Genomic DNA, 16,798 nt, shown 5'->3' on the forward strand with positions numbered 1-16,798 from the left:
GAGCGACGTTAGAGCGAAAAGATATTTCAGACTGTGACACCGGAACTACGCTCCAGCTTATGGGAGCACCGCAGTCATTTCGGAGTTTCGCCGCCAGAGCGACCCGGATGAGAAGGAATCAATTTTGACATCTGTCAGCTGTTGCCACGGCAAGGGCAAGCAGCTTTTTGATGAGGGGTGAGCCACATGCAAAAGCAGTCGAGCCCTCGCTCCGAAATTGCAGATGCGCTCTTTCGCTTGCGCCGCAGTTTTTACTCGCTGGCGGCGTTCAGTGGCGTCATCAACGTCATGATGCTGACACCGGCCGTGTACATGTTGCAGGTCTACGACCGGGCCCTGGTCAGTCGCAACGTCACGACGCTGACGATGCTGACCGTGCTGGTGATCGGTCTGTTCCTGCTGATGTCGACCCTGGAAATGGTCCGCACCCGCGTGCTGATCCGCGTCGGCAATTGCCTGGACATGGAACTCAACCGGCGTATCTTCACCGCCGCCTTCGAGCGCAACCTCAGCCGCGCCGGCGGTAACCCGGCCCAGGCCCTGCAAGACCTGTCGCAGGTTCGCCAGTTTCTCACCGGCAATTCCCTGTTCGCTTTCTTCGATGCACCGTGGACGCCCATCTACCTGCTGGTGGCCTACCTGATCCACCCGCTGCTCGGGCTGCTGACGATGATCGGCTCGATGATTCTGGTGGGCCTGGCCTGGCTCACCGAAAAAGCCACGCAGAAACCCCTGGCCGAAGCCAACCAGGCGGCCCTCTCTTCGTCCCTGTACGCCAACAACAACCTGCGCAATGCCGAGGTCATCGAGGCCATGGGCATGCTGCCGTCGATCAGCAAGCGCTGGTACCAAAGCCATTTGCGCATTCTGGAAATGCAGACCCTGGCGTCCGATCGCGCGGCGCTGATCAGCAGCACCGGACGCTTCGTGCGGATCACCTTGCAGTCGCTGATCCTCGGTGCCGGGGCGCTGCTGGCGATCGAAGGCAAGATCACCCCGGGGATGATGATTGCCTGTTCGATCCTCACCGGCCGCGCGCTGGGTCCGGTGGAACAGGTCATCGCCTCGTGGAAGCAATTGCTCGGCTGCCGCTCGGCCTGGGGCCGACTCAACGAAATGCTCTTCGAGTATCCGCGCCGGCCACCGAGCATGTCGTTGCAGCGCCCGCAGGGTATGGTCGCGGTGGAGAATGTGTTTGCCGGCGCCCCCGGTACCAACACCACCATTCTGCGCGGTGTCAGTGTCAGCTTGGTGCCGGGCGAAAGCCTTGGCGTGATCGGCCCCTCCGCCTCGGGCAAGTCCACTCTCGCCCGCCTGCTGGTGGGCGTGTGGCCGGCACAGGCCGGCAAGGTGCGCCTGGACGGCGCGGACATTTTCAACTGGAACAAGGGCGAGCTGGGTCCGTGGCTCGGATACCTGCCACAGGATGTGGAACTGTTCGAGGGCACCATAGCCGACAACATCGCGCGCTTCGGTGAAGTGGACAGCGACGCGGTCATCCGTGCCGCCAAGACCACCGGCGTGCACGAGATGATCCTGCGTTTTCCACAGGGTTATGACACGCGCCTGAGCACCGATGGCAGCCCGCTGTCCGGTGGACAAAAGCAACGCATCGCCCTGGCCCGCGCCCTGTATGGCGAACCCAATCTGATCGTGCTGGACGAGCCGAACGCCAACCTCGATGACGTCGGTGAAAAGGCCCTGATCGACGCATTGGCCGAACTCAAGAACCGTGGCGCCACCGTCATTCTGATTTCCCACCGCCCCAATGTGCTCTGCGCCGTCGACAAGGTGCTGATGCTGCGTGATGGCGGTGTGCAGATGCTCGGTACCCGCGACGAAGTATTCACCGCGTTGCGCAAGGCCAGTGTCATGCCTGCCGCCGCGCCGACTCCGCTGGCCTCGGCCAAGGCACGGGAGTGACCGATCATGCAGATGAGCCAACACACCGAGATGATTCCCTCCGACACCAAGCCACTGGTGGATCTGGACGCGGCGCGGCCAGCGTTCTGGGGCATGTGGCTGGTGATCGCCGGCTTTGGCGGGTTCCTGCTGTGGTCATGGCTGGCGCCGCTGGATGCCGGGGTGGTCGCGACCGGCACGGTCAAGGTCACCAGTAACCGCAAGGCGGTGCAACATCTCACCGGTGGCACCGTGGATGCGATCCTCGTTCGCGAAGGCGATGTGGTGAAAAAGGGTCAGGAAGTGGTGCGCCTCGACTCGCTGCGGGCCATCGCCGAACAGGGTGCGATCAGCGCGCAATACATCGTCAGCAAGACCGTGGAAAACCGCCTGGAAGCGGAACGCGACGATCGCGACGAGGTGGTGTACGACCCCGAGCTGCTCAGCCGCTTCAAGGGTGACCATCGCCTGGACGCCGCCATGGACTTGCAACAGCGTCTGCTGGACACAAGGCGCGCCGGTCTCGCCGGCGAAATCAGCATCCTCAAGGAAAACCTCGCGGCGTCGGCGGTGCAGCTCAAGGGCTTGCAGCAGGTGTATGGCGCCCGCGCTTCGCAGATCAACTTTCTCAACCAGGAACTGCAAGGCACCCGCGTGCTGGCCGCCGAAGGTTACGTGCCGCGCAACCGCCTGCTGGAGCTTGAGCGCAACAATGCCGACCTCTCGGCCAACCAGGCCGAGAACCTCAATAACATCGCTCGCGTGCGCAGCCAAACCACCGAAATCAAGCTGCGCATCCTGCAGCGCCAGCACGACTATCTCAAGGAAGTCGAATCGCAACTGACCGACACCGCCAAGGAAAACACCACCCTGGCCGACCGCTTGCGCGCGCTGGACTATGAGGTGACCCACACGGTGATTCGCTCGCCCATCGACGGCATGGTCCAGTCCCTGAGCATTGCCACCGTCGGCGGGATCATCCAGCCGGGCTTCAAGATCATGGAAATCGTGCCCATGAACGAACCGCTGCAGGTCGACGCAATGATTCCCGTGCAGGCCATCGACAAGATGGTCCCCGGCCTGGATGTGGACATCTCCTTCCCGGCCTTCAACCATGCCCGCACGCCGAACATTCCCGGGCGGGTGAAGACCGTTTCCGCCGACCGCCTGATGGACGAGGAAAGCAAGCAACCCTTCTATCTGGCACAGGTGGAAGTCACACCCGATGGCATGAACCTGCTGGGCAGCAATCACATTCGCCCCGGCATGCCCGCCAGCGTCACCATCAAGACTGGCGAGCGCAACTTGATGAGCTATCTGCTCAAACCGATGCTCGAACGTGTGGACAGCTCCTTCAAGGAACAATGAAATGGACCGTCATTGCCTGCTCTTGTGCCTGCTGGGACTGTCCGTACCAGCGGGTGCCATGGACCTCAAGCAAGCCTGGGACCTGTTGCAGTACCAGGGGCCCATCTACCAGGCCGCCGTGCATGAAAAACAAGCCGGTGCGGAAAACCGCGCGATCGGCACCGCCGGCCTGCTGCCGCAGATCAATGCCTCGGCCTACAACAACAAGGTCAATGGCTCGCAGCGCCAGAACGGCAACACCAATGATCTGGACTACGACTCCCGGGGCGCCAACGTGCGCTTGCGCCAACCGCTGTTCAACAAACAGAAAATGGCCGAGTACCGTCAGGGTCAGCAACGCGCCGACTATAGCGTCGCGGTGTTCGACGCCAAGAGTCAGGACGCCGCGGTGCGTTTGGCGCAAAGCTATTTCGACGTGCTCCTGGCCAGCGAAACCATCACCCTGGCCAAGTCCAAGCTCAGTGCTTTCGAAGAGCAACTGGCCTCGGCCAAGCGGCGCCAGGAACTGGGGGCCGGCACCGTCACCGACATCGACGAGTCGGCGGCGCGCCGCGACCTCGCGGACGCCGAGCTGATCGAAGCGCAGGACAACCTGATCAACGCCCGTCGCAAGCTGGAGGAATACATCGGTGAAACCCCCGAATCGCTGAACACCTTGCAGCCGGGCTTCGATACCCCGCCGCTGATGCCGAGCAACCTGCAGGACTGGCTGGTCAAGGCCCAGGCCGACAGCCCACTGATCCACGCGCGTCGCTACAGTCAGAACCTGGCCGATGAAGAAGTGAAGCGCGCCAAGGCCGGGCACTGGCCGACACTGGATTTCATCGCCGGCTACACCGCCGGCGAAAGCCAGTCACTCTCGGAGTTGAATCAACGCAACCACTATGGCTCGATCGGGCTGGAGGTGAATTTCCCGCTGTACGCCGGTGGCGGTGTCAGCGCGCTGACGCGTCAGGCCACCGCCAACAGCTACAAGGCCCAGGACGAACTCGACGCGACCCGCCAGGAAGTCATCTCCGGCACCACCCGTGAATATGCCGGTGTGCAAAGTGGCGCCAAGCGGGTTCGCGCCCTGGAGAAGGCCGTACAGTCCAACGAACGCTCACTGGCCTCGGCGCGCAAGGGCTTCAAGGAAGGCGGCACCAGCACCAACTCGGACGTGCTCAATGCCGAAGAACTGTTGTTCGTGGCAAGGCACGATCTGTTCGAGGCCAAGTTGCGCTACCTGATGTCGCGCCTGCGCCTGGCCTCGTCGGTGGGCAGCCTGGGCGATGACGATATCGATCAGGTCAACGCCTACCTCGGCCCGGAATTGCTGGTGACCAATTGAGCCAACCCGTTTGCATTCTGTGCGGCTCTGCCGACAATGCTAGGATCCGCCGTGATCCGATCCCTCTCTTCGATGAATGCCTATGCAACGCCTGCTCAATGACCGCCTGGACTGGAACCTGCTGCGCACCTTTCGTGTGATCGGCCAGGAGCTGAGCATCAGCCGCGCCGCCGCCCGCCTGCACCTGACCCAACCGGCGGTGAGCCAGGCGCTCAAGCGCCTGGAGGAACAACTGGGGCGGCAACTGATCGCTCGCCGCGGGCCACGATTTGCCCTGACCGAGGCCGGTGAGCAGATTTTCGCGTTGGCCGGCGAGATCTACGGGCAGATGTCCCAGGTCAGCAACGCACTGGAACAGCCGGCCGACGAAGTGATCGGCAAGGTGCGCCTGCTGATCATCAGCCGGATCTTCTCCGAGCGCTTCGATGACTTTCTCGCCGACTTTCACCGCCAGCATCCGCGGGTCGATCTGGAAGTCGAAGTGATGCGCAGCTCCGACATCGTCAGCGCCCTTCAGGAAAAAACCGCGACCCTGGGCCTGAGCCTCAACCGCCGCCCGCAACCGCGCCTGGAACAACGGTTGTTCCTGCGTCAGCGCTATGCGTTTTTCTGCGGCAAGCACCATGCAATGTTCGGCCAGAAGAACGTCGCCGAAGGGGATTTGCACAAGGAGAATTTCGTCAGCTTCACCAGCGACCAGATCGGCGGCATGCTCTCGCCGCTGACGATTTTTCGCGATCAGCAGGGCTTCAGCGGACGCATCGTCGCCTCATCGCCGAGCCTTGAGGAAGTCCGGCGACTGGTGATCGCCGGCTTCGGTATCGGTTGTTTGCCCGAGCACGTGGTGGCGGCCGACGTCGACGCCGGATTGCTCTGGCGCTTGCCGCCCCACGAGGGGATTGCCGATGTGGACATTCATTTGCTGTGGAACCGCGAGCAGCGCATGAGCCGTGCCGAGACGATCTTTCTTGAAAGCCTGCAGCAACGGCTGACGGATTAGGCGGCGGGTTATTTGTTGCCCGAATTCGATGTTTTTGTTGAATGGGCTGGCCTCATCGCGAGCAAGCTTTGCTCCCACAGTTGAACTGTATTCCCCTGTAGGAGCGAGCCTGCTCGCGATGGACTCGAGAACACCGCATTTATCCGGCTAACACGCGTAATCGTTAACGACCATCGCGAGCAGGCTCGCTCCTACAGGGTGGGTGGTGTGTTGGTTCAATATCCCAATAGGCGGTCGGCGCAGTTGAGTAACGGCTCGCCGGCATTCAGGCGACGGAAGTTTTCCGCGACCTGTTCGGCGATGCAGTCATGGGACGCCGCCGAGGCCATGTGCGGGGTGATGGTGACGCCGGGCATGGTCCAGAGGGGATGGTCGCTGGGCAGTGGTTCCTGCTCGAAGACATCCAGCAAGGCGCCGCGCAGTTGTCCTCGCTTGAGTGCCTGTTCGAGGTCGTCGATATTCAGGTGCCCGCCGCGTCCACAGTTGACCAGTGCCGCGCCGTTGGCCAGTCGCTCGAAGGTGGCGCTGCCGAGGATGCCTCGGGTTTCACGGGTCAGCGGCAGCAGATTGATCAGCAACTCCACGCCGTCAAGGAACGGGTGCAGGTTGTGCGCACCAGCAAAGGTCTGCACACCCGACAGGTCCTTGCTGCTGCGTGCCCAGCCGCGCACGTCGTAACCGGCGGCGGCCAGGTCCTGGGCGATGGCGCTGCCCAGCGAGCCGAGCCCCATCACACCGACCTTGTATTGCCCTGCTTCCCGTTGCAGCGGTCGCTCCCAGTGCTGATTACGTTGTTGCGAAAGCACCTGATCAAAACCACGGTGATAGTGAATCACCGCCCAGCGCACATACTCGGTCATGCCCTGACGATGGCCGGGGTCGACCACGCGGCAGATCGGCAAATTCGGGCACGATGGGTCATGGTCCAGATGATCGATACCGGCCGCCACCGAGTGAATCACCTGCAGGTTGGGCAAGGCTTCGAGGCTGCCCGGCAGTGGAAACCAGCAGGCCGCCATCTGTGCATTGACTGCTTGTGGATCATCGGCCAACACCGTCGTCAGTTGCGGTGCACTGCGGGCGAACGCGGCCTGCAACTGCTTGAGCAGCAAGGTGTCGCGTGACAGCAGAACCACGGTACTCATGATTCATAGGACTCGCGCTGGGACTCGATCAGGGTCAAGGCGGCCTCCCAGGCCAGGTCGATGATGTTGTCCTGTTCGTCACGGTCAAACTGTTCGGCGGTGTGCGCGCAGACTTCCGGTGACGGGTAATGCAGTTCCGAACCACCGGCCAGTGCCTGGACCTGAGCCTGGCAGGCACGCTCCAGGAAGTGGATTTCCTGAAACGCCTGGGCCACGCCCGAGCCACCGACCAGCAAGCCGTGATTGCGCAGGATCATCGCCCGGTGCGGACCGAGGTCGGCGATCAGACGCTCACGCTCATCCAGCGACAAGGCGATGCCTTCATAGGTGTGATAGGCCAGCTTGCCGTAGAACTTCAGCGCGTGTTGAGTGATCGGCAACAGGCCTTGTTTCTGCGCCGCGACCGCCATGCCGGCAGCGGTGTGGGTGTGGATAACGCAGTTGAGATCCGGGCGTGCCATGTGGATCGCCGAGTGAATCACGAAGCCCGCGGCGTTGACCCGGTGCCCTGCGTACTCCGGGTCCACCACGCGCCCTTCCTGATCGATGCGCACCAGATCCGAGGCACGCATGCGGTCGAAAATCACGCCGTAGCGGTTGATCAGAAAATGATGCTCCGGCCCTGGTATGCGCAGGGTGATGTGGGTGTCGATCAGGTCGGTCATGCGAAAGTGCGCGACCAGGCGATACAGCGCCGCCAGTTCACAACGGGCTTGCCATTCAATCGGATCGATATGGGCGGGTTTACTCACGAATACACCTCTTTGACAGCGTGGGTGACGACCGGGTTGGCGCGCAGGCGGGCCAGGCCGCAAACACCGATCAGGGACAGGGCCGAGAGCAGGGTGAAGAACACCGCCAGCGGCAACCATTGTCCGGAAAACTTGCTGGCCAGCAGCGTGCCGATCAGCGGCGTGGTGCCACCGGCCACGGCGCAGGCCAGTTGGTAAGCGATGGAGATGCCCGAGTAGCGCAGGTGCACCGGGAAGGCCTGGGTCATGTAGCCGGCGATCACCGCGTACAGCGCCGAGAGGATCACCACGGCCATGGCTATGCCGAGGGTCATCAGCAGAATGTTTTGCGTGCCCACCAGCAGGAACATCGGGTACGGGGTGACCATGCACAGCAGGGCGACGATCTTGAGGAAGCGGTCTTCACCGATGCGTTCGGCCAGGAGCGCCGAGACCGGCTGCGAGAGCAGCTGGATGATAGTCACCAGGAACAGGCAATCGAGAATCGTCGAGCGCGCGATGCCTTGGTACTGGGTGACGTAGGTGATCATGAAGGTGTTGGTGAAGAAGAACCCGGCTGAGCCGATGGTCACGGCTGCGGCGGCGAACAGAATCTGTCGCCAGCAGGTGCGGATCACGTCCATGACCGGGTACTTCGCGGTCTCGTTGTTGTCCTGGGCCTTGGCGAATTCCGGCGATTCGTGAACCCCGGAGCGGATCAGCAGCCCGACCATCATCAACACCCCGCTGAAAAGGAACGGCAAGCGCCAACCCCAGGAGAGGAACTCCTCCGGCTCGAGGGCGGTGACCAGGCGGAAGGCGATCAGGGCCAACAGCAGACCGGCAGGACTGCCCAGTTGGGCGAAGGATGCGTAGAAGGTCTTGCGTTTGGCGGGCGCGTGCTCGCTGGCCATCAGCACCGCCCCGCCCCACTCGCCGCCAACGGAAATGCCCTGGATCACACGCAGCACGATCAGGCCGACCGGTGCCCAGATGCCGACACTGGCATAGCTGGGCAACAGGCCAATGCCCGCCGTGGCGATGCCCATCAGGGCCATGGTCACCAGCAGCATTTTCTTGCGACCGAGACGATCCCCCAGATGCCCGAACACCATCCCGGCCATGGGGCGGGCGATGAAGCCGACGGCGAAGCTGCCGAAGGCCGCCAGGGTGCTCATCACCGGGTCGCTGCTGGGGAAAAACACTTGCCCAAGCACCAGCGCGGCGGCGGTGGCGTAGATGTAGAAATCGTAGAACTCGATGGTCGTGCCAATGAAGGCAGCGGCCGCGGCTCGGCGCGGTTGGGGTGTGGTGTGCATGCAAGGACCCTGTGTACTTATAGTTTTGGGCAGGTGTTAAGGCCGGTACGGGGGCGCTCTGTGGCGCTTGTGGGCTTTATCGCTTCCATGCCAGGATTAGTCAATTTTCAAATCCTTATCTTTACTATTAGCCCTGCTACTACATGGATTTTTATGTCTTCCACCTCTAACCCTTGGGTCGGCCGGCGCTTTCTGAATGACCGGCTCGACTGGAACCTGTTGCGTACCTATCTGGTGATTGGCCAGGAAGGCAGCATGAGCCGCGCCGCCGCGCGGTTGCACATCACGCAGTCGGCGGTCAGCCAGGCTTTGAAACGCCTTGAGGAGCAGCTGGAGTGCGTGTTGATTGCCCGTAGTGGGCGGCGCTTTGACCTGACGGAAACCGGCGAGGAAGTGCTGCGTATTGCGGCGGATATCTACGGGGATATTTCGCGTTTGGGCACGGTGGTGGAGAGTCGCCATGATGACGTGGTGGGCAAGATTCGCATCCTCACGGTCAGTGGTGTGCAGGCGCGGCATTACGATGAATTCCTCGCCGACTTCCATGAAACCCATCCGAAGATCGAGCTGGAAGTCGAGGTGATGGGCAGTTCGAACATCATCAGTTCGCTGCTGCAAAAGACCGCGACCATTGGTGTCGGCTTGTGCCGGTTGCCGCAACCTCGCCTGGAGCAAAGGGTGCTGTTTCGCGAGACCTATGCCTATTTTTGCGGTCAGCGTCATCGGCTGTTCGGGCAGGAAAATTTGACGCTGGACGAATTGGCGGCGGAGAACTTTGTCAGCTTCACCAGCGATCAGTTGGGCGGCAATCTTTCCCCCCTGACATTGTTTCGCGACCAGCAAGGCTTCACCGGCAAGATCGTCGCGTCATCCACCAGTTTCGAAGAAATTTACCGACTGATCTGTGCCGGTTACGGCATTGGCTGTCTGCCGACGCACCTGGTGCGCCGGGATGTCGAACAGGGGCTGCTCTGGCCATTGCCGCCGGAAAACGGGGTGGTGGATTTCGATATCCAGCTGCTTTGGAATCGCGAGCAGAAGATGAGCCAGGCCGAGACGGTGTTTCTGGAAAGCTTCCAGCACATGCTCAGTATTCGTGAGCCTGTGCTGTGAAGCACGCTTTTGGGAAAAAGTGGGGGTTAAACGTGGGGATCGCCCGGCGCCTTGGTTGGAGCGGCGTATTGCGGTTTCAGGTGGCCGTCCTGGTCGAGTAGCCAGGCGTCCATGATCTGACGTACCACGGGACCGGCGACGCGACCGCCGGCCTCGCCGTTTTCGATCATCACGGAAATCGCGATCTTTGGATGTTCCGCCGGAGCGAAGCCGACGAACAAGGCGTTGTCGCGGTTGCGCTCGCGGGTCTTCTCGCGGTTGTAGCGCTCGCCCTGTTTGATCGCCACAACCTGCGCGGTGCCGCTCTTGCCGGCGATGCGGTACTGCGCCCCCGCCGCTGCGGCCCGGGCAATGCCACGGGCATCGTGCATCACCATCTGCATGCCGTGGTTGACCTGCTCCCAGTCGCGGGGATCCTTGAGCAGGATGTTCGGCATTGGGTGCTTGTCCACCGGCGCTACGCCATCCACGGTCTGGGCCAGGTGCGGACGGTTCCACACGCCTTTGTTGGCGATCAGTGCCGTGGCCTGGGCCAGCTGCAGCGGCGTGACCTGCATGTAGCCCTGACCGATACCCAGAATCACCGTTTCACCCGGGAACCACGCCTGACGGCGCGTGGCGCGCTTCCAGGCCTGGGATGGCATCAGGCCGGGGGATTCTTCGTACATGTCCAGGGAGACTTTCTCACCCAGGCCGAACATCGCCATGTAGTCATGCAGGCGATCGATGCCGAGCTTGTGGGCCAGGTCGTAGAAATAGGTGTCGTTGGAGCGCATGATCGCCGCGTCCATGTCTACCCAGCCATCACCGCTGTGGTTCCAATTGCGGTACTTGTGATCGTAATCGGGAAGTTGGTAGTAACCCGGGTCGAAAACGCGGGTCTGCGGCGTGACGATGCCCGCGTCCAGCCCGGCAATGGCGACTTCCGGCTTGATGGTCGAGCCTGGGGCGTAGAGCCCGCGCAGCACGCGGTTGAACAGTGGCCGGTCGATGGATTCGCGCAGTGCGGAATATTCCTTGGAACTGATCCCGGTGACGAACAGGTTCGGGTCGAAACTCGGGTTGCTGACCATGGCCAGCACTTCGCCCGTCGACGGATCGAGGGCGACCACCGAGCCGCGACGGTCGCCCAAGGCTTGCTCGGCGGCTTGCTGAAGCTTGACGTCGAGGCTCAATACGATGTTTTTGCCGGGAACGGGGTCCGTGTGTTTCAACACTCGCAGCACACGCCCCTGGGCATTGGTTTCGACTTCCTCATAACCGACGTGGCCGTGCAGTTCTGATTCGTAGAACTTTTCGATGCCGGTCTTGCCGATCGATTGGGTGCCTCGGTACTCCACCGAATCCAGGGCTTTGGACTCTTTCTCGTTGATGCGCCCGACATAGCCGACCGAATGAGCAAAGTGCTCGCCCAACGGATAGTGGCGAACGAACTGCGGTTCGACATCGAGGCCTGGCAAACGGAACTCGTTGACCGCCAGTACAGCGATCTGTTCTTCCGTCAACTCGTAGAACAGCGTCACCGGCACGAACGGGTGCCGGGCCTGTTTCATGGCCTTGTCGAACAGGGTGCGATCTTCAGCTGGCAGGTGCAGCAGGTTGACCACCTCGTCCAGCTCTTGCTTGACGTCCGAGGCTCGTTCGCGGGTAAGGGTCAGGTTGTAGCTGGGGCGGTTGTCGGCGAGTACCACGCCATTGCGGTCGTAGATCAGTCCACGGGTGGGTGTGATCGGCAGGACGTGGACGCGGTTGTTTTCGGAAATCGTGGAGTGATAGTCGAACTCGACCACCTGCAGGACGTACATGCGCACCACCAGTGCGCAGGTAATGGCGACAACGAACAAGGCGCAGGCCATCAGTCTTTTGTTGACCAGGCGCGTCTCTTTTTCGTGGTCTTTGATCGGTATCGCTTCGGGCATTTCTTTGGCAACTCTTTGAAAAGACGGTGCCGATCCGTGGGCCGCAAAACAGTCCTTAAAAAAGGAGTTGCACCCTATCAAAAACCGGCGGGTCCATTGAGGGCGATTTCCTCTAACGGCGGTTGTGCAGGGTGAAGAGTTTTTCATCTGGCTGATGGACTCGTGCGTTTCACTCAAGATTGATATTCCCATTGATGCATTTTTCCGAGTGATCGGGCTGTGGATACTCGGCGCATGTTTTATTGGGAGTCTTGTCATGCATTCACGATTTCAACGATTACTGGGTTCGAACGGGTTTTCTATCGGACTGGAACTGCCGCTTGATAACGACTGGTCCAGTGATGGCCAGCGGCGACGGGTGGCCGAGAATCGTCCCTTTGGTGTGCCCGACCTGAAGCAGCACGCGGCCATGGCGCGCCTGGCGGACCAATCCGGATTCCGCGCCTTGTGGGTTCGCGATGTGCCGGTTTACGACCCTCATTTCGGCGATGCCGCGCAGGTGTTCGAGACTTTTTCGTATCTGGGATATCTGGCCGGGATTACCAACAACATCATGCTGGGTACAGCGGCGGTTGTGCTTCCGCTGCGTCAGCCCTGGTTGACCTTGAAGTCGGCCAATTCTGTCGATGAATTGAGTGATGGGCGCCTGCTTCTGGGCGTGGCCAGTGGTGACCGTCCGATGGAGTATCCGTTATTTGGCGTGGATTACGATCACCGCGGGGAAATATTCCGTGAGACCGTCGAGTTGTTGCGCAGCCAGGGTGAGGAGCGCCTGCCACAAGGTGCGCGTCTGCTTCCTGAACGCGAGCAACCGGCACCTTTGCTGGTGGCGGGTCTTGGCCAGCAATCGCCGGCATGGATTGGGCAGCACATGGATGGTTGGCTCGCCTATCCGGGCACGCCGGAGGAACATCGTCGCCGAGTGGGGTTATGGCGCGAAGTGGGCGGCAACAAGCCTTACGTCAGCTTTGTGCATCTGGATCTGGCGGCCAATCCCCATGCACCGATGCGTCGTATTCATTTCGGTGGCAATCTCGGGCGCCTGGCTCTGATTGACGAACTCCAGGCACTGCGTGAGGCAGGTGTGCAGCATGTGGGCCTGCATCTGCGTCGTAGCGAGCGGCCGGTTGCACAGATTATTGAAGAGATTGCAGAACACGTGCTACCAAAGTTTCACTGAGGATTGTGATGCGCAGGGACAGCCATCGGGCTGTCCTTTTCGGCACGCCACTTTTCCGCGCGCAAAAACAAAACCCCAACTGCTTTCGCAATTGGGGTTTCGGAATTTAATCTTGACGATGACCTACTCTCACATGGGGAAACCCCACACTACCATCGGCGATGCATCGTTTCACTTCTGAGTTCGGGATGGGATCAGGTGGTTCCAATGCTCTATGGTCGTCAAGAAATTCTTGAGCTGACGCGTCTTTCGACGTTCCAGCGAATCGGGTATGTGACAGCTGTCGGTGTTTGCGAGTTGCGCGAACTTTCGGTTCATTGCGTCTTCACACACCGCAATCTGGCCTTTCGACGCAAATTGCTTGGGTGTTATATGGTCAAGCCTCACGGGCAATTAGTATTGGTTAGCTCAACGCCTCACAGCGCTTACACACCCAACCTATCAACGTCGTAGTCTTCGACGGCCCTTCAGGGAACTCAAGGTTCCAGTGAGATCTCATCTTGAGGCAAGTTTCCCGCTTAGATGCTTTCAGCGGTTATCTTTTCCGAACATAGCTACCCGGCAATGCCACTGGCGTGACAACCGGAACACCAGAGGTTCGTCCACTCCGGTCCTCTCGTACTAGGAGCAGCCCCTCTCAAATCTCAAACGTCCACGGCAGATAGGGACCGAACTGTCTCACGACGTTCTAAACCCAGCTCGCGTACCACTTTAAATGGCGAACAGCCATACCCTTGGGACCGGCTTCAGCCCCAGGATGTGATGAGCCGACATCGAGGTGCCAAACACCGCCGTCGATATGAACTCTTGGGCGGTATCAGCCTGTTATCCCCGGAGTACCTTTTATCCGTTGAGCGATGGCCCTTCCATACAGAACCACCGGATCACTAAGACCTACTTTCGTACCTGCTCGACGTGTCTGTCTCGCAGTCAAGCGCGCTTTTGCCTTTATACTCTACGACCGATTTCCGACCGGTCTGAGCGCACCTTCGTACTCCTCCGTTACTCTTTAGGAGGAGACCGCCCCAGTCAAACTACCCACCATACACTGTCCTCGATCCGGATAACGGACCTGAGTTAGAACCTCAAAGTTGCCAGGGTGGTATTTCAAGGATGGCTCCACGCGAACTGGCGTCCACGCTTCAAAGCCTCCCACCTATCCTACACAAGCAAATTCAAAGTCCAGTGCAAAGCTATAGTAAAGGTTCACGGGGTCTTTCCGTCTAGCCGCGGATACACTGCATCTTCACAGCGATTTCAATTTCACTGAGTCTCGGGTGGAGACAGCGCCGCCATCGTTACGCCATTCGTGCAGGTCGGAACTTACCCGACAAGGAATTTCGCTACCTTAGGACCGTTATAGTTACGGCCGCCGTTTACCGGGGCTTCGATCAAGAGCTTCGCGTTAGCTAACCCCATCAATTAACCTTCCGGCACCGGGCAGGCGTCACACCCTATACGTCCACTTTCGTGTTTGCAGAGTGCTGTGTTTTTAATAAACAGTCGCAGCGGCCTGGTATCTTCGACCGGCGTGGGCTTACGCAGCAAGTGCTTCACCCTCACCGGCGCACCTTCTCCCGAAGTTACGGTGCCATTTTGCCTAGTTCCTTCACCCGAGTTCTCTCAAGCGCCTTGGTATTCTCTACCCAACCACCTGTGTCGGTTTGGGGTACGGTTCCTGGTTATCTGAAGCTTAGAAGCTTTTCTTGGAAGCATGGCATCAACCACTTCGTCACCCAAAGGGTAACTCGTCATCAGCTCTCGGCCTTAAGATCCCGGATTTACCTAAGATCTCAGCCTACCACCTTAAACTTGGACAACCAACGCCAAGCTGGCCTAGCCTTCTCCGTCCCTCCATCGCAATAACCAGAAGTACAGGAATATTAACCTGTTTTCCATCGACTACGCTTTTCAGCCTCGCCTTAGGGACCGACTAACCCTGCGTCGATTAACGTTGCGCAGGAAACCTTGGTCTTTCGGCGTGGGTGTTTTTCACACCCATTGTCGTTACTCATGTCAGCATTCGCACTTCTGATACCTCCAGCAAGCTTCTCAACTCACCTTCACAGGCTTACAGAACGCTCCTCTACCGCATCACCTAAGTGATACCCGTAGCTTCGGTGTATGGTTTGAGCCCCGTTACATCTTCCGCGCAGGCCGACTCGACTAGTGAGCTATTACGCTTTCTTTAAAGGGTGGCTGCTTCTAAGCCAACCTCCTAGCTGTCTAAGCCTTCCCACATCGTTTCCCACTTAACCATAACTTTGGGACCTTAGCTGACGGTCTGGGTTGTTTCCCTTTTCACGACGGACGTTAGCACCCGCCGTGTGTCTCCCATGCTCGGCACTTGTAGGTATTCGGAGTTTGCATCGGTTTGGTAAGTCGGGATGACCCCCTAGCCGAAACAGTGCTCTACCCCCTACAGTGATACATGAGGCGCTACCTAAATAGCTTTCGAGGAGAACCAGCTATCTCCGAGCTTGATTAGCCTTTCACTCCGATCCACAGGTCATCCGCTAACTTTTCAACGGTAGTCGGTTCGGTCCTCCAGTCAGTGTTACCTAACCTTCAACCTGCCCATGGATAGATCGCCCGGTTTCGGGTCTATACCCAGCGACTAAACGCCCTATTAAGACTCGCTTTCGCTACGCCTCCCCTATTCGGTTAAGCTCGCCACTGAATATAAGTCGCTGACCCATTATACAAAAGGTACGCAGTCACAGAACAAAGTCTGCTCCCACTGCTTGTACGCATACGGTTTCAGGATCTATTTCACTCCCCTCTCCGGGGTTCTTTTCGCCTTTCCCTCACGGTACTAGTTCACTATCGGTCAGTCAGTAGTATTTAGCCTTGGAGGATGGTCCCCCCATATTCAGACAAAGTTTCTCGTGCTCCGTCCTACTCGATTTCATGACTAAGAGATTTTCGCGTACAGGGCTATCACCCACTATGGCCGCACTTTCCAGAGCGTTCCGCTAATCTCAAAGCCACTTAAGGGCTAGTCCCCGTTCGCTCGCCACTACTAAGGGAATCTCGGTTGATTTCTTTTCCTCAGGGTACTTAGATGTTTCAGTTCCCCTGGTTCGCCTCTTGCACCTATGTATTCAGTACAAGATAACCATCTTATGATGGCTGGGTTCCCCCATTCAGACATCTCCGGATCAAAGTCTGTTTGCCGACTCCCCGAAGCTTTTCGCAGGCTACCACGTCTTTCATCGCCTCTGACTGCCAAGGCATCCACCGTATGCGCTTCTTCACTTGACCATATAACCCCAAGCAATCTGGTTATACTGTGAAGACGACATTCGCCGAAAATTCGCAAAACTCTTAAGAGTCACTCACAAATTTTACCTTAGCCTGATCACCACCAGTGAAAGTGGATCTCAGTCTATCTTTCTATCACATACCCAAATTTTTAAAGAACGAACTAGTCAAAGACTAGAAATCAACATTCACCATCACTCGATGGAATGCTCATTTCTAAGCTCTTACTTCAGAAGCAGTAGTGGTGGAGCCAAGCGGGATCGAACCGCTGACCTCCTGCGTGCAAGGCAGGCGCTCTCCCAGCTGAGCTATGGCCCCGTATTTCTACAGGCGTTTCCCACACAAAATTGGTGGGTCTGGGCAGATTCGAACTGCCGACCTCACCCTTATCAGGGGTGCGCTCTAACCAACTGAGCTACAGACCCAATTTCGGGCTGCTTCTTTCGTCTTCTTCAATGAATCAAGCAATTCGTGTGGGAGCTCATGGAGCAGCTGAGTCGTCGATTAAGGAGGTGATCCAGCCGCAG

10 protein-coding genes, 2 tRNA genes and 3 rRNA genes (1 of these 15 cut by a window edge) are annotated in these 16,798 nt (G+C 59.1%); 6 read left to right on the forward strand and 9 right to left on the reverse strand.

Annotated features, from left to right (window positions below; all coding sequences use genetic code 11):
- The first annotated feature begins 186 nt into the window (after nt 1-186).
- From DKY63_RS10915 to DKY63_RS10930, 4 genes are all read left to right on the forward strand, one after another.
- Nucleotides 187-1,923 carry a type I secretion system permease/ATPase gene (locus DKY63_RS10915; RefSeq protein ID WP_110964101.1) on the forward strand — a complete coding sequence of 579 codons (1,737 nt, stop codon included), beginning with the start codon at nt 187-189 and terminating at the stop codon, nt 1,921-1,923.
- A gap of 6 nt (nt 1,924-1,929) precedes the next feature.
- Entirely contained in the window at nt 1,930-3,270 is a 1,341-nt protein-coding gene (locus tag DKY63_RS10920) for an HlyD family type I secretion periplasmic adaptor subunit (RefSeq protein ID WP_110964102.1), read from the forward strand.
- A gap of 1 nt (nt 3,271) precedes the next feature.
- On the forward strand, nt 3,272-4,600 hold the full coding sequence (locus tag DKY63_RS10925) for a TolC family outer membrane protein (protein WP_110964103.1): 1,329 nt from the start codon (nt 3,272-3,274) through the stop codon (nt 4,598-4,600).
- Nucleotides 4,601-4,682: 82 nt separating this feature from the next.
- Complete coding sequence (locus tag DKY63_RS10930; protein ID WP_110964104.1) at nt 4,683-5,600, forward strand: LysR family transcriptional regulator; 918 nt, start codon at nt 4,683-4,685, stop codon at nt 5,598-5,600.
- A 215-nt stretch (nt 5,601-5,815) separates the two neighbouring features.
- Here DKY63_RS10930 and DKY63_RS10935 read toward each other — a convergent pair whose 3' ends face one another.
- The 3 genes from DKY63_RS10935 to DKY63_RS10945 are packed head-to-tail and all read right to left on the reverse strand — an operon-like array spanning nt 5,816 to nt 8,795.
- Entirely contained in the window at nt 5,816-6,745 is a 930-nt protein-coding gene (locus DKY63_RS10935) for a 2-hydroxyacid dehydrogenase (protein WP_110964105.1), read from the reverse strand.
- Complete coding sequence (locus DKY63_RS10940) at nt 6,742-7,497, reverse strand: class II aldolase/adducin family protein (RefSeq protein WP_110964106.1); 756 nt, start codon at nt 7,495-7,497, stop codon at nt 6,742-6,744. The genes DKY63_RS10935 and DKY63_RS10940 overlap by 4 nt, the downstream gene beginning before the upstream one ends.
- Nucleotides 7,494-8,795, reverse strand: coding sequence for an MFS transporter (locus DKY63_RS10945; RefSeq protein ID WP_110964107.1), 1,302 nt, complete (start codon nt 8,793-8,795; stop codon nt 7,494-7,496). The genes DKY63_RS10940 and DKY63_RS10945 overlap by 4 nt, the downstream gene beginning before the upstream one ends.
- A 153-nt stretch (nt 8,796-8,948) precedes the next feature.
- Here DKY63_RS10945 and DKY63_RS10950 point away from each other — a divergent pair, with 153 nt between their 5' ends.
- Entirely contained in the window at nt 8,949-9,908 is a 960-nt protein-coding gene (locus DKY63_RS10950; RefSeq protein ID WP_110964108.1) for a LysR family transcriptional regulator, read from the forward strand.
- A gap of 26 nt (nt 9,909-9,934) precedes the next feature.
- Here DKY63_RS10950 and mrdA read toward each other — a convergent pair whose 3' ends face one another.
- Nucleotides 9,935-11,827 (reverse strand): penicillin-binding protein 2, encoded by a 1,893-nt coding sequence (gene mrdA, locus DKY63_RS10955; protein ID WP_110964109.1) that lies wholly within the window; start codon nt 11,825-11,827, stop codon nt 9,935-9,937.
- A 256-nt stretch (nt 11,828-12,083) separates the two neighbouring features.
- On the opposite strand from mrdA, the gene DKY63_RS10960 reads away from it, so the two are divergent.
- Nucleotides 12,084-13,007 (forward strand): TIGR03571 family LLM class oxidoreductase, encoded by a 924-nt coding sequence (locus DKY63_RS10960; RefSeq protein WP_110964110.1) that lies wholly within the window; start codon nt 12,084-12,086, stop codon nt 13,005-13,007.
- A 110-nt stretch (nt 13,008-13,117) separates the two neighbouring features.
- On the opposite strand, the gene rrf is transcribed toward DKY63_RS10960, so the two are convergent.
- The 5 genes from rrf to DKY63_RS10985 all read right to left on the reverse strand — a co-directional run.
- Nucleotides 13,118-13,233, reverse strand: a 5S ribosomal RNA gene (rrf, locus tag DKY63_RS10965).
- Nucleotides 13,234-13,379: 146 nt separating this feature from the next.
- Nucleotides 13,380-16,271, reverse strand: a 23S ribosomal RNA gene (locus DKY63_RS10970).
- 242 nt (nt 16,272-16,513) lie between these two features.
- Nucleotides 16,514-16,589, reverse strand: a tRNA-Ala gene (locus tag DKY63_RS10975).
- A 30-nt stretch (nt 16,590-16,619) separates the two neighbouring features.
- A tRNA-Ile gene (locus DKY63_RS10980) sits at nt 16,620-16,696 on the reverse strand.
- A gap of 80 nt (nt 16,697-16,776) precedes the next feature.
- Nucleotides 16,777-16,798, reverse strand: a 16S ribosomal RNA gene (locus tag DKY63_RS10985) (it continues 1,515 nt past the right edge of the window).
- The 16S, 23S and 5S rRNA genes sit together here with 2 tRNA genes alongside, the layout of an rRNA operon.

The organism is Pseudomonas putida (assembly GCF_003228315.1).
Lineage (GTDB): Bacteria > Pseudomonadota > Gammaproteobacteria > Pseudomonadales > Pseudomonadaceae > Aquipseudomonas > Aquipseudomonas putida_S.

Coding starts and splice junctions, on each gene's coding strand:
- DKY63_RS10915 (WP_110964101.1), top strand. CDS start 187: ATGCAAAAGCAGTCGAGCCCTCGCTCCGAAATTGCAGATGCGCTCTTT.
- DKY63_RS10920 (WP_110964102.1), top strand. CDS start 1,930: ATGCAGATGAGCCAACACACCGAGATGATTCCCTCCGACACCAAGCCA.
- DKY63_RS10925 (WP_110964103.1), top strand. CDS start 3,272: ATGGACCGTCATTGCCTGCTCTTGTGCCTGCTGGGACTGTCCGTACCA.
- DKY63_RS10930 (WP_110964104.1), top strand. CDS start 4,683: ATGCAACGCCTGCTCAATGACCGCCTGGACTGGAACCTGCTGCGCACC.
- DKY63_RS10935 (WP_110964105.1), bottom strand. CDS start 6,745: ATGAGTACCGTGGTTCTGCTGTCACGCGACACCTTGCTGCTCAAGCAG.
- DKY63_RS10945 (WP_110964107.1), bottom strand. CDS start 8,795: ATGCACACCACACCCCAACCGCGCCGAGCCGCGGCCGCTGCCTTCATT.
- DKY63_RS10950 (WP_110964108.1), top strand. CDS start 8,949: ATGTCTTCCACCTCTAACCCTTGGGTCGGCCGGCGCTTTCTGAATGAC.
- mrdA (WP_110964109.1), bottom strand. CDS start 11,827: ATGCCCGAAGCGATACCGATCAAAGACCACGAAAAAGAGACGCGCCTG.
- DKY63_RS10960 (WP_110964110.1), top strand. CDS start 12,084: ATGCATTCACGATTTCAACGATTACTGGGTTCGAACGGGTTTTCTATC.